This is a genomic window from Streptomyces mabaensis (genome assembly GCF_053763515.1).
The window spans coordinates 37,977-49,482 of record NZ_JBSOPZ010000027.1 but is presented as its reverse complement, the minus strand read 5'-3'; the positions used below and the strand labels follow the sequence as shown (position 1 = coordinate 49,482).

16 protein-coding genes are annotated in these 11,506 nt (G+C 69.1%); 6 read left to right on the top strand and 10 right to left on the bottom strand.

Going from position 1 to position 11,506, the window contains the following annotated elements:
• Positions 1–34: 34 nt before the first annotated feature.
• Entirely contained in the window at positions 35–523 is a 489-nt protein-coding gene (locus tag ACWV17_RS23285) for a hypothetical protein (RefSeq protein ID WP_455361262.1), read from the bottom strand.
• Positions 524–1,124: 601 nt separating this feature from the next.
• Here ACWV17_RS23285 and ACWV17_RS23280 point away from each other — a divergent pair.
• Genes ACWV17_RS23280 through ACWV17_RS23265 form a run of 4 tightly spaced genes read left to right on the top strand, consistent with a single transcriptional unit; the run spans position 1,125 to position 4,848 of the window.
• Positions 1,125–1,712 (top strand): transcriptional regulator, encoded by a 588-nt coding sequence (locus ACWV17_RS23280; RefSeq protein WP_455355893.1) that lies wholly within the window; start codon positions 1,125–1,127, stop codon positions 1,710–1,712.
• A gap of 14 nt (positions 1,713–1,726) precedes the next feature.
• The gene (locus ACWV17_RS23275; RefSeq protein ID WP_455355979.1) at positions 1,727–2,257 is read left to right on the top strand and encodes a toxin-antitoxin system, toxin component; all 531 of its coding nucleotides are present in this window, start codon (positions 1,727–1,729) and stop codon (positions 2,255–2,257) included.
• 10 nt (positions 2,258–2,267) lie between these two features.
• Positions 2,268–3,452, top strand: coding sequence for an MAB_1171c family putative transporter (locus ACWV17_RS23270; protein WP_455361261.1), 1,185 nt, complete (start codon positions 2,268–2,270; stop codon positions 3,450–3,452).
• Positions 3,445–4,848: an FAD-dependent monooxygenase gene (locus ACWV17_RS23265; RefSeq protein ID WP_455361260.1), complete on the top strand. Its 1,404-nt coding sequence runs from the start codon at positions 3,445–3,447 to the stop codon at positions 4,846–4,848. Before ACWV17_RS23270 ends, ACWV17_RS23265 begins: the two co-directional genes overlap by 8 nt.
• A gap of 119 nt (positions 4,849–4,967) precedes the next feature.
• Here ACWV17_RS23265 and ACWV17_RS23260 read toward each other — a convergent pair whose 3' ends face one another.
• The 9 genes from ACWV17_RS23260 to ACWV17_RS23220 all read right to left on the bottom strand — a co-directional run bounded on the left by ACWV17_RS23260 (position 4,968) and on the right by ACWV17_RS23220 (position 10,697).
• On the bottom strand, positions 4,968–6,290 hold the full coding sequence (locus tag ACWV17_RS23260) for a zeta toxin family protein (protein WP_455355896.1): 1,323 nt from the start codon (positions 6,288–6,290) through the stop codon (positions 4,968–4,970).
• Entirely contained in the window at positions 6,283–6,555 is a 273-nt protein-coding gene (locus tag ACWV17_RS23255) for a hypothetical protein (RefSeq protein ID WP_455355897.1), read from the bottom strand. Before ACWV17_RS23255 ends, ACWV17_RS23260 begins: the two co-directional genes overlap by 8 nt.
• 119 nt (positions 6,556–6,674) lie before the next feature.
• Entirely contained in the window at positions 6,675–7,148 is a 474-nt protein-coding gene (locus ACWV17_RS23250; RefSeq protein WP_455361259.1) for a hypothetical protein, read from the bottom strand.
• Positions 7,149–7,494: 346 nt separating this feature from the next.
• Positions 7,495–8,103 carry a DUF4326 domain-containing protein gene (locus ACWV17_RS23245; RefSeq protein WP_455355899.1) on the bottom strand — a complete coding sequence of 203 codons (609 nt, stop codon included), beginning with the start codon at positions 8,101–8,103 and terminating at the stop codon, positions 7,495–7,497.
• 43 nt (positions 8,104–8,146) lie between these two features.
• Complete coding sequence (locus ACWV17_RS23240) at positions 8,147–9,079, bottom strand: AAA family ATPase (RefSeq protein ID WP_455355900.1); 933 nt, start codon at positions 9,077–9,079, stop codon at positions 8,147–8,149.
• Entirely contained in the window at positions 9,076–9,684 is a 609-nt protein-coding gene (locus ACWV17_RS23235) for a hypothetical protein (RefSeq protein ID WP_455355901.1), read from the bottom strand. Before ACWV17_RS23235 ends, ACWV17_RS23240 begins: the two co-directional genes overlap by 4 nt.
• A 25-nt stretch (positions 9,685–9,709) precedes the next feature.
• Entirely contained in the window at positions 9,710–9,865 is a 156-nt protein-coding gene (locus ACWV17_RS23230; RefSeq protein WP_455355902.1) for a hypothetical protein, read from the bottom strand.
• A complete protein-coding gene (locus ACWV17_RS23225; protein WP_455355903.1) occupies positions 9,862–10,164 on the bottom strand; it encodes a hypothetical protein in 303 nt (100 codons plus the stop codon). Before ACWV17_RS23225 ends, ACWV17_RS23230 begins: the two co-directional genes overlap by 4 nt.
• Complete coding sequence (locus tag ACWV17_RS23220) at positions 10,161–10,697, bottom strand: hypothetical protein (protein WP_455361258.1); 537 nt, start codon at positions 10,695–10,697, stop codon at positions 10,161–10,163. The genes ACWV17_RS23225 and ACWV17_RS23220 overlap by 4 nt, the downstream gene beginning before the upstream one ends.
• Before the next feature lie 233 nt (positions 10,698–10,930).
• Here ACWV17_RS23220 and ACWV17_RS23215 point away from each other — a divergent pair, with 233 nt between their 5' ends.
• Both ACWV17_RS23215 and ACWV17_RS23210 read left to right on the top strand, forming a co-directional pair.
• Positions 10,931–11,317 carry a hypothetical protein gene (locus ACWV17_RS23215; protein WP_455361257.1) on the top strand — a complete coding sequence of 129 codons (387 nt, stop codon included), beginning with the start codon at positions 10,931–10,933 and terminating at the stop codon, positions 11,315–11,317.
• Positions 11,318–11,382: 65 nt separating this feature from the next.
• A complete protein-coding gene (locus ACWV17_RS23210; protein WP_455361256.1) occupies positions 11,383–11,505 on the top strand; it encodes a hypothetical protein in 123 nt (40 codons plus the stop codon).
• Position 11,506 lies beyond the last annotated feature (1 nt).

Genomic DNA, 11,506 nt, shown 5'->3' with positions numbered 1-11,506 from the left:
CTCTGGTGCGCTCATGGAGTGGGGAAGAGGGCGGCTACACCACGGGGGAGGCGGAGAACGCGTAGGTCCGGGTGCCGGCGCCGTCGTTGGCCCAGTCGAGCTTGAGCTCGGCGTCCCCGAGCCCCTTGGCACTGCCGATCCGGTAGCTGACCGTGCCCGTGGTGTACGAGCCGTTGTAGTTCCCGTTGCTGTCGGAGTTCTCCAGCCGCGATTCGATGCCGCCGAAGTCGGTGGTCTTGCCCACCGGGTCCGTGCCGGAGACCGACTTCTTCACTTGCTGGCGGAGGTAGGCGTTGTTGAACAGGCTGGTGTTGTCGACCCGGCTGTAGACCGGTCCGTCCCAACTCACCTTGGAGTAGGTGTAGAGGGTCGACCCCGACCGGGCCGCGCAGACCCGCACGGTGATGTCCCAGTTGTCGGCCCAGGGGCCGCTGTACGCGGGGTCGTCGATGCTCTTCGAGCTGCTGGTGCACTTGTATGTAAGGGCGGCCGCCGGCGGCGCAGTGACCGCGGTCAGGGCCACAGCGGCAGTGGCCGCGCACAGCGCGGCGGCTAGGCCTGGACGATGTGGAGAAAGCACAAAGGGCTCCCCTCTGTGTAGCGGGGAGCCCTGGCGCGCAGGAACGCTCCTGCGCTCTCGCTGCGGGAAGTGATCCGGCGAGAGGCGGGCAAGGTCTATCCTGAGCACGGCGTGGTTGCACACGCCTGCTAGAGCACCCCGGTGATTTGGGTTGGGTCCTTGATCTGTGGTGGTGCGTTGACTCGGACGAGTCTGTGGTGGCCGTTCCTTCGCCAAAAGGGACGGCCATCGCGCTTTGTGCAGGTGGTTCGGGTGGTGCTCGAACGTCCGGGCTGGTCTTTTCGGCGTCCCCGCACCTGACGGTTCGGGCAGTTCATGTGTAACGAGCCCGGTCTACCCCATCCAGGGGTGTCAACTACTGTTTTTCTCAGGCAGGTTGGGAGCACATTTTGATCGTGGTTGCTCGCCGCTCGGATCTTGCTACACCCCTGCCCACTCTGTCAATGATCGTTTTCAGTTAAACAACGATCGTTGATGGTGGCGGGGTTGAGCGCGTATGGTTCCCCTTCAGACCAAGACGATCAACATCCGACTGAGGGAGACCATGAGCGAGTCCCGAACTCCTCTCCCAGATACTTTGGCCCGCATCGACAGACTGGTCGCAGAGCGAGGCCTCGACCGGGCCGCGATTCTTGACGTAAAGGCGCTGTCGTCCAAAACGGGCATCTCGGAAGAGGATGTCCGCTCGCTGCTCGACGGCAACGAGGTACCCGAAGGCGACGTTGAAACACGCGCCCGAAACCGCGTCCGGTTCCTCCGCCAAACACGGTGCGCACACAAGCGAGACAGAGAACTCATCCCGGAGATCGCGGCGGCGATCGGCGCTTCCACTGTGTGGGTCCGCGCGCTGCTCTCCGGGGAGAAGGTGCCCAGTCTCAAGTATGGCGAGGGCCTGGAAGACTTCTTCGGCGTGGAACCCGGCTTCCTCACCGCGAAGCCGGGCTACGCCCTGAACAAGTCGCTTCAGTCCGTCCTTCAGGACCTGGGAGAACCCGCCCATCCGCTGAGCGAGCTGATGGCGCGCCATGGCCTGACCTCCGTATCGCTGCGAGGGCGAACCCTGAAGGACTACGAGGAAAGCGCCCTCGTCGCCGTGCTGAAGAACGTCTTGGAGCGAGAGAGGGACCAGTGAGCACCGTCAGGAAGATGCGCAAACTGGCCGACGGGCTCGCTCTCTCTCTGGAGAACTCCCTCGAGGTACCCGCAGACCCACCCGAGGTGTTCCAGGCGCTGTGCGACCAGATGAGTGAGCTCCGGCAGCGCCCCATCGAACTGCGGATCATGCCCTTCCCCAGGGAGGCCGGCACCTCTGGCCTGTGGCTCGCATTTGAGGATCGCGACATGATCGTGGTCGAGGAGAACACCAAGCCGGAGCACCAACTGGTGATCCTCGGTCATGAGTTGTGGCACATGCAGGCTGGCCACTGCCACAACCACGGCGGAGGTGCCGCTATGGCAGCTCGCGCTCTGGCTGACGGGACCGACTGGGAACGGGTGGTCCAGACGGTCGCTGCCCGCACCGAGTTCCAGGAGGACGACGAGAACCAAGCCGAGAACTTCGGCCTCCTCCTCGGCAGCAAGCTGCGGTCGCTGATGTCCGGTCCCCGTGCCCGTGGACCGGTGCGCCGGAACGCGGTCGAAGGACGTATCGAAATGTCCCTCGGCTACCGGGGCTGAGCAGATGAAGGTGGATAGTTCCTACGTCGACGCCTCGTACCTCATAGCACTGGCTGTCCTGACACTGGCCATCGGAATCCGGCTGCGCACGATCATCAAGCACTGGCAAGACCCCCTCCTGCGCGCGGTAGGGGGCCTGTTGCTGATGGCCATCGGAGTGTTCTTCTTCGCCACCCCGAGCACCATCGCCTTGGTCAATCGGCTCACCGGTGTCCCGAACATCTCCGCGCCCTGGGTCTACAGCCTGCTCACCGCGTACTGGGCCAGCTGCCTGGTACTGATCATCAACTGGCGGGGCGGGCCCGCGGAGAAGACCCGACGCGCCTCGCTGTGGGTCTGGAGCAGCTACGCGGCCGTCATCATTGCTCTGTGGGTCCTCTTCGCCTTCGCGGAGGTGTCCGAGGAGAGACTGCGAGACCTGGACACCTACTTCGCCAATACCCCGTACATGCGCGAGCACATCGTGCTGTACCTGGTGGCGCATGGCGTCGCCTGCCTGGTGTCCTCCGCCCTGATCTGGAACTGGATCCGCCGGACGGAAGTCGAGCGATGGACACGCGGTGGCCTCGGCCTCCTCGGGGTCGGCTACGTCCTGAACATCGGCTACGGCACCGCCAAGTTCACCGCGGTCATCGCCCGGTGGACCGGCAACAACCTGGACTGGCTCAGCACGCACGCCGGGCCGCCGATCGCCGCAGCATCCGCGCTGTTCATCGGCATTGGCTTCATCCTTCCCCACGCGGGCCCTTACCTCGAGGGGCGCTGGCACACCCGGGCCCGGTACCGGGACCTCGGCCCGCTGTGGCAGCTGTTGCGCAGCGCCAACCCCACCGCGGCCACCGTCCGCCTCCCCCCTCGACCCGGCCTCGACCTGCTGCTCACTCAGCGGGAGTCCGACATCAGCGACGGCTTGCTCAGCCTGCACGACTACCTCGATCGGGCCGTACGGACACGCGCCTACGACGAAGCCAGCAGACAGGGAATCTCCCCGGGCGAGGCCGAGGGCTTCGCCGGCGCCCTGACCGTACTCGCCGCCATCGACGCCCTGAAGGCAAAAACAGCCGCCGACGAACCGATCGGCGCCGAGGGCCTCGGTGATCCCGCGTTCATCTCCCGAGCCCTTCGCGACTCGTCCACCGTCGAAACGATCCGCCAGCGCGCGGCCAGGTCAGAGAGCGTGCCCGTACATGAATGAAAGACCCTCCGCTCGAACCCGACGCACCGCGGTCGTCATCGGCGGGAGCCTGACCGGCATGCTCGCAGCCGCTGCCCTGTCCGAGTTCGCCGACGTCACCGTCCTCGAACGCGACCGCCTCCCCGACGGACCCGAACCGCGCAAGGGTCTCCCCCAGGCGCGGCACGGCCACCTCCTGTGGTCCGGCGGCGTCCAGGCGATCCAGCAGATCCTGCCTGGCGTGTCCGACGTCATCGTCGAGGCCGGCGCCCGCAGAGTCCCGGTCATGCACGGGCTGGTCTCCCTCAGCCCGGCTGGCCCGTGGTTCACACGCAGGCCGCGCTCACACCACTACATCCTGCTGTGCAGCCGCGATCTCCTCGACGCAAAGCTGCGCGAAGAGGTCCTGCGCCTGCCGAACATATCGGTCCGCGATCAGACCACAGTCCTTGCACTGGAGGGCGACGCGCGCCGCGTGACCGGCGTCCGGGCGCGGACCAGTGGCGCCGAGGAATTCCTCGCGGCCGACCTCGTCATTGACGCCAGCGGCCGCGGATCCCGCGCGCCCTCTTGGCTCAAGGCACTGGGCCTGTCCGCCGTGCCCGAGCGCACGGTGGACTCCGGAGTCACCTACGCCAGCCGCATCTACCGCGCGCCCGTACCCGAGTACCCGATCGTCAACGTCCAGGCGAACCCTCGCAACGGCGAGCCCGGAAAGAGCGGTGTGATCCTCCCGATCGAGGGGGACCGATGGCTGGTGACTCTCTCCGGTACCCGTGGTGGAGAGCCGACCAGTAACGAGGACGAGTTCGAGACCTTCGCACGGGGTCTGCGCCACCCTGTCATCGGTGAACTCATTACCCGAGCCGAACCGCTGACCGGGGTGATCACCAGCCACAGCACCGCGAACGACCGCCGATACTTCGAGAAGGCGGAACGCTGGCCCGAGGGCTTCGCCGCCCTCGGGGACGCCATCGCTACCTACAACCCGGTGTACGGGCACGGCATGTCGGTCGCGGCGAAGAGCGTCGTTGCCATGCAGCACGAGCTCCGCGTCCACGGGTTCAGCACACCGGGCATCGCGCAGCGCATCCAGCGCGCTGCGGCCCGGCCCGTCGGCACTGCCTGGGACCTCGCCACCGGCCAGGACATCTTCTATCCCGGCGCTTCCGACCATCCGCCCACGCTCACCGAGCGGGCTCTCGCCCGTTACATAGACCGCGTCGTCATCAAGTCCATCCGCAGCCGCCGCGTTACGCGTGCACTCCTCGATGTGATGACGATGGAGAGGGAACCGACGCGGCTGATCAGGCCCGACATTCTGCTCTCCTCCGTCCTCGACCCGAGAAGGGCGGAGCTCGTCGAGCCGCCCCTGACCGAAGCGGAGTTGAAGGCGGTAGCTGGCGCCGCTCACTGACCCCACCTGCCTCCCGGCCACCCCCAGGGTCGCCCGCCCATCCCCAGGCAAAAGGCGGCCCAATCAGGAGCGGAGGGCAGGCAGGGCACGGGAAGAGGAAGCGTCCCCCGCGGGCGTAGTTAGATGGTCGGCCCTCGGCGGTGGCTGTGATCGGGGCCGGGACGGCGCAGGTGTGACGGCTGCTCGGCGGCGCCGGGTGCGGCAGGCCGGTCCGCGCCCGGTGGCTTGCGGACCGTCGTGGACCTGGACCGAGCCGCATCACTGGACGGGCGGTTCGCCGGAGGGCGGATGCGCGCCGGCGGCTCGGGGGGCGAGGTGCGGTCCACTGCCCGCAGACGCTCGTTGAGGTTCCGTCGGAGGGCGTCCTCGGCCTGCCGTGCGGCGGGCGGGAGAGTCCGGCGGCGTTCCATCTCGGCGCCGACGTACGCGGCGGCAGTGCTGGAGCTGCTCACCCGCGACGCGGTGAGGGAGTCGTCAGGGACCAGCAGAAGCGGCAGCGCATTGGCCGAAGTGATCGGTTCGGACGCCAACACGTGGAGCAGCCGGCGCACCGCCGCGTGTTCCCGTCGGGCCGGACTGTGCGGGTCGGGATCCATGGCAGCGACGGTGTCCGCATTGCTGGCCACCTCGTTCAGCACCGGGACGGTGGTTGCATTGATCTCGCCGCGCACCGCGAACTCCACGACGATGTCCTGGTGCCGGGCCAGCCATCCGGCGACCTCCTCGGTCGGGAACGGTCGCGCCCGGATGGCGTGCAGTGCTTCGGCGCCGGTGGGCCCAAGGCTCCATCGGCCGTCCGCAAGACGCTCGTTGACGTACAGATCGGCGCCGGTCCGGTCGGTGAGGGTGATCCGTTGTACGGCCGGGCTCGCCTCGGCGGCCGCGATCGTCTCCGGCATCATCCGGTAGGAACTGTCGTGGGCGGTTGGCGGCGTCCAGCGCCCCGCTTCCAGGTAGCGGTGCAGGCTGTCGAGTCGGCTGCGCTCGACGCGCACCCCCAACCCGACGAGCTCCACCCGGTGGCTGATCGCGGCGAACTCCTCGGCGGTCGTCACCGTCATCTCCGGGTTCCGGAACACGCCCTCGAGTATCAGGCTGTACCCGTGGGTGCGGGCGTGCTCGATGCTCATGCGCACCCAAGCTCCGGAGGCCTGCGCGGTGGCGTTGGGGAACAGCAACGGCTGCTCGTCCAGCAGCTCCTGGTACTGCGGGTGGAAGGCACGCAGCTCGTCGCCGGTCAGCGGAACGAGCTGCCGGCCGGCGTGACGCTGCTCGGCGGCCGCCATCGCCTGGCTCTTGCCCGCCGCGGGTTGCCCGCCGAGCAGCACCAGGACCGGCTGCTCCTGCGGCGAATAGCCGGAGAACACGAAGTCCCGAACCCGTTCCTCGAAGCGGTCACGCAGCTGTTCCTCGGTGAGGAAGTAGTCGCTGGCCTCAGCCACGGTCGTCCTTGAGCCTCGCCAGTTCCGCCTCCCACTGCTGGATGTGCGCTATCAGCTGGGCACGGTCGTGAGCCGGAACGGCCCGCTTGGCGTCCCGCAGCTCCAGCACCTTCTGCCACCACCTCACGCGCTCGTCAGGCGTTGAAGCGGTGTCGGACAACTGTGTGTAGCGGCCGGTGAGACGAGTGGCCGTCTCGGCGAACGTGTCGTAGACCGAGGCGGTCGGGACGTTCTCGTACGGATCTGTGGGTTGAGAAGCCTGCACAGGGTTTTCCTTGTCCTCTCGTCGGTGCTGGTCGTGTGCGGGGGCGGGGCTTCGAAGGGCTTCGCCAGCGAAGTCCCGCCCATGATCAGTCTGGCCCAATGTCCGCGCCGGTGCGGCGCTTACGACAGGCCGGGGTCCGGCTGGTCAACGACGGTGTCGCGCCGGGGATCCCAGCCCGTGCAGAGCGAGGTGACCGAGCCGATTTCCAGCCACCGAACGGTGATCTGCCACGATGGCCAGCCCTTGCGCGGGCCCGGCTCGATGGCGAGGACCTCATACTCGGCGCCGTTCGCGCCGACCCGGTACCGGCCGCCGACGCGGCGCGGGCCGATCTGGAGATTGGCCCACTCCACGTGGGTCAGCTCGTAGCCCTCCTCGCGGTCGCCCAGCGACTCGGCGGCGGTCTCGCACCCGCACTCGGTGCAGCCGCTGTATCGCTGCGGGCTGACGGTCCCGCAGGTCGCGCACGTCACCAGCGCCTGGCCGCAGTCGTGGCAGGCGTCGTAGTGCGGCGGGTTGATCGCGCCGCACGTGCAGGTGGACGCGCGACGCTCGCGCAGTGCGATGGCGACGTCTTCCTCGTATGTGCCCATGGGGCCCCTTTCTGTACGGGCCGGGGAGTCCCGGCCCTGTCTGGTGGCCTATCTGGCCAGATAAAGCGCGGGCCCCAGTCGCCCGCCGCGCGGGGCGGCTCGTAGCGGGGCGCGTCGTCGGCGACCAGGGCGTCGAAGCGGGGACGGCCTCCCTCGCGGCCCAAGGCTCGGGCGGCGGTGCTCAGCACCCGCCCGGGGTCGCCGGGGGCAACGAAGAGGGCGTACGCCACGGCGAGCAGCAGCTCCCGCGCCGGCGGGGCGGCCCGGCGGTCGCCGAAGATGCGGTGAACGACCTTCGCGTGCGTCTCCGCCCGGTCCAGGCGCGGGGCGTCGGCGTCCGCCGGGCTCACGCGAAGACCTCCACCAGCCGCACCGTCACCGCGTCCTCGTGCAGCCGCTGCCCCTTCAGGTAGTGGTTCCAGGTCCGGTTGTCGCAGCGCTGGGGGATGCCGTCGCCCGGGTCGAAGTCGACCAGGCAGTCGAGGCCCACGTCCTGCGTGAGGATCGCGGCCAGGGCGTCTCCGTCGTACATCGGCTCCAGGCCCTGGAAGACGCGCTGCCGGTCGACCCGGACGCGGGTCGCGGCGGTGCGCACCTCCAGGGCGAGCGGGGAGAGCGCGGCCCACTCCAGCAGCACGTCGCCGTGGCACGGCTCGCCGGGCGCGCACGGGCACGCCAGGTCCATGCCGCGCAGCTCCGGCAGCCGGGCGAGGATCTTCTCCCGGCGCTCGTCACCCTCGGTGGAGGTCCAGTTGGAGCGGCTTCCGCGCAGCCACGGGCGGAACTCGGCGATGGCGGTCGCGCGGGCCTCCGGCTCCCTGTAGCCGATGTCCATGAGCTGCGGGACGGTGAACGGGTTGCCGAAGGTGGACGTCCTGTCCACGATCATGCAGCGTTCCGGCTTGCGCCACCAGCCCTCAGTGCGCTGACGCTGGATGCGAGTGCAGGTACGCATAGGGTGCGGTCCTTTCTGCTGGTCAGAAGGTGGGGGCGGTCAGTCAGCGCGTCGGCCGCACGTGGATCGGGATGTGGATCTCCCCGCCGCCGCAGTCGAAGTCGGACCACTCGCTTTCAGGGGCGAGCGCCCATCCGTTGTCCGTCGCCGCGCGCACGGCTTCCCGGATCGCTTCGGTCCTGCTGGGGTACTCCCCGAGGTCCACGGACGCGAGCGGCATCCCGAAGTCCGAGGTGGAGGTCTCCACCGAGGTTGCCCACACCCCGCTCTCGATGATCAGAAGGTGCGTTGCCACCAACCCGGCGTTGGCGGCCGCTTCTAGGTAGCGGGCGTGATCGGTCTGCATGACCAGCCCCTCGTACTCCGGGAAGAACTCGGCGAGGCCTACGCGTGCCTCCTCGTCGCCCTCCTGCGCCTTGCGCAGTACGGCGACGGCATCGGCGATCCGCTCGGGGGAAATGGTGTCGTTGCGCACGGTGGCTCCTGTCGGGGTGGGCTCGATGTGGTGCACGGAGGTGAAGCCCTCGCGGAACAGGTTGTCCACGGTGGCCTCTCGCGTGAGGTCGTGCTGCCAGCGCAGCGTCGCGTCGGGCACACGCCGGTTGGGCGGCCGCTGCGCGTTGCGGGCAAGGCAGGTGTCGAGGTCGAGCAGGAACCGCAGGGCGACGACGGGGCGGCCGTGCCGACGGGCTCGCTCCACGAGCCCCGTACGCACGTGGGGCTCCACGTTCGTGCTGTCCAGGAACACCGTCGCTCCGGCGCTCAGGTACTGCTCCAGGAGGGCGTCCTGCCGGGCGACAGCGGCCGGGGTGACGGACTGGTCGCCCGGATCCCCGCCGATCTCACCCCGCAGGGTGTCGAGGCACACCACCACGTCGAACGCCGCGGCGTCCGCGAAGGACGACTTGCCGGACCCGCCGGGGCCGATCGCGACCACGAGCGCCCCGGACGGCAGGTTGAGGAACGTCTCGTTCACAGCGTCTTCCCGTCACAGTCGGCGGTGCCGCCGGCGGGGGCTTCGTCGCGTTCGTCGTCCTCGGTGTCGTCCACCTCCGGGATGTACGGGCGCGAGAGGTCCACGACCGCGAAGAACTCCCGGGCGGTCAGCGGCCCGGAGGTCTGCGGCGACGTGTCCGGCGAGGTCTCCGTGCTGGTCATGTGGTCCACGACAGCGTCGAGTTCACCCCACTCGGCGGCTTCGTCGGCGTCGATCAGCCGCTGGAGCGCGTCCTTGACGGTGACCGTCGGGTCGACGCGCGAGACCTCGGTCAGCGGGCCGTTCAGCGCCTCGTACCCGGTGGCGTAGCCCTCGTGGTAGCGGCAGAGGTCTTCGAGTTCGGCGCAGGCCGGGCAGTCCTCCCAGTCGGCGGCGTTGTACAGCTCGATCTCCATGGGCACCTTGGCGGTCGCGGGCAGCTCCAGCGCGGCGTACGGCCGGGCGACGCCGAGGACGCGCGGAGCCCAGTCCTCGGGCAGGTCGCGCAGCTGCATGGCGAGCGCGGCGGCGACGCCCGGCTCCTGCTCGGTGAGCGCCCGCCACAGGGCATCAGCCCGGGAGGTCGAGTAGGCAGATAACGTCATGTCCGTTCCTTTCAGGGTGAGTTGGTCAGAACTGGCGGCGCATCCAGGCCGGGAAGCGCCCCGCGCAGTGGGAGCAGGCGAGCCACCCCAGCACGAGGCGCCACCCGGCAGCGGCCGCCCGGACGAAGTTGATGTCCGTCATGCCGCAGAGCCCGCACGCGGGCTGGACCAGCCACGTCATCGAGACGCCTGCGCGGGCTCGGGAAGCGGCTCCCACTTGCCGGTCAGCCGGTCCAGGGCCACCCAGGTTCCGTCCGCGCGGCGGTCTGCGTAGGCGTTGGTCTGCTGGCTGCGCTCGGTCCAGAGGGTGACCCCGCCCGGGACGCCGAGGTCGTCCAGGAACCGCCGGGCCTCGGCGAAGGTGGTGGAGCGCTGCTCGCGCCCGGCGACCCGGATGACCTCCCCGTCGGGCTTGGTCCGGGTGGTGCTCTCGGTGGCGTAGAAGACCCGCTTGGCGTTGCGCGGGATGTGGGTGGTCACGGCTGCTGGCCCTCCTCGTCCTGGTCGTCATCGGGCGCCCAGGACGAGGACGTCTTGCCGAGGCCTCCCGGCGTGATCCCCAGGTCCTCGGCGGCCTTCTTGCCCGCCGCGATGCGGGTGAGCGCCTCGCGGAAGACGGGAAGGATCTCCCGGTCCATCCGGTAGGCGATGTTCTGGTGCCAGGACGGGTTGTTGGGGTCGGAGACGGGGGTGATGGGCGCCGGGGTGCCTTCGGGCCACCAGCCCTTGCGGACGCCGCGATCAACGGCCCGCTTCAGGCCGTTGGACGGGCCGTTGAGCTTGCCGACCACGCTGCGGAGCTGTTCGGCGTCGATGTAGCCGTCGCCGTCCACGATTACCATCTCGGCCATCCTGCGGGAGCCGGCGGTCAGGTCGCGGAGGTAGCGCTCGGCGCGGTCGACGGTCCAGCCCGGCTGGACCGTGCTGATGGTGAGTTCCGCGTGGTGCTGGGCGGCGAGCGCGATGAGCTTTTCGGCGAACTCCTCGGTTGCGCCCTTGACGATGATCTCCATGGAAGCCTTCCGACAGATTCATACCCGGTTCTCCCCGGTCTCCATGCAGGATGCCCGACCCGACCGTCCCTCGTCTAGACCGGGGAGAACACTGGCGGAATTCTGCACTCGTTCGGGTGATGTGGTGGACCGGGACGTCTCGGCTCGGATAATGTGCCATATCCGAGGCGATAAACCGGACATGACGACAGGTCAGCAAACCGGCCCGCCAACCCGGAAGGAATCGAACGCTCGTGCCCAAGACGGACACCCAGACCGACACGGTCCCGGCCGCCACCCTCTACCGGTGGCAGCGGCGCGGACAGAAGCTGCTCGCCACCCTTCTCGCCGACGGCGCGAAGCTCGACCTGCCCCCGCTGCTATGGACGCTCGCCACGAGCGGCGCCCTCACCGGCGAGGCCGACGGGTTGAGCTACACCCCCGCCGAGCGACGCGAGGCCGTCCGCCGCTGGGCCGCCCACGTCGGCGTCCCGGTCGACACCAGCCACACCACCGACGGCCGCGAGGACCTGTACGCGGGCTGGAAGGCCGCGGTCAACGGAGAGGTGGGGCCGGTGCCCGGCTGCTTCCGGGCCACCATCTTCCTCCCCCACGAGGACCCGCAGCACGAGGTCCGGTGAATACCCCGGACACGCCGGCGGCGGAGGCAACTCCCGTTCACCCGGGGCAGCTTGAGTTGTTCCGCGTGCGGACCCGCCCGCCCATCACCATCGACTACGCCCGCCCCGACGGTGGCCCGCTGACCGGCGAGGACTTCGACCGGCTGGCCCGGCTCGCCCGTGCCGCCACCACCCGAAAGAGTGACTGAC

Excerpts from the sequence above, each read along its gene's own strand:
- ACWV17_RS23280 (WP_455355893.1), top strand. The coding sequence starts at position 1,125 with ATGAGCGAGTCCCGAACTCCTCTCCCAGATACTTTGGCCCGCATCGAC.
- ACWV17_RS23275 (WP_455355979.1), top strand. The coding sequence starts at position 1,727 with ATGCGCAAACTGGCCGACGGGCTCGCTCTCTCTCTGGAGAACTCCCTC.
- ACWV17_RS23265 (WP_455361260.1), top strand. The coding sequence starts at position 3,445 with ATGAATGAAAGACCCTCCGCTCGAACCCGACGCACCGCGGTCGTCATC.
- ACWV17_RS23250 (WP_455361259.1), bottom strand. The coding sequence starts at position 7,148 with ATGGGCACATACGAGGAAGACGTCGCCATCGCACTGCGCGAGCGTCGC.
- ACWV17_RS23245 (WP_455355899.1), bottom strand. The coding sequence starts at position 8,103 with ATGCGTACCTGCACTCGCATCCAGCGTCAGCGCACTGAGGGCTGGTGG.
- ACWV17_RS23235 (WP_455355901.1), bottom strand. The coding sequence starts at position 9,684 with ATGACGTTATCTGCCTACTCGACCTCCCGGGCTGATGCCCTGTGGCGG.
- ACWV17_RS23230 (WP_455355902.1), bottom strand. The coding sequence starts at position 9,865 with ATGACGTGGCTGGTCCAGCCCGCGTGCGGGCTCTGCGGCATGACGGAC.
- ACWV17_RS23220 (WP_455361258.1), bottom strand. The coding sequence starts at position 10,697 with ATGGAGATCATCGTCAAGGGCGCAACCGAGGAGTTCGCCGAAAAGCTC.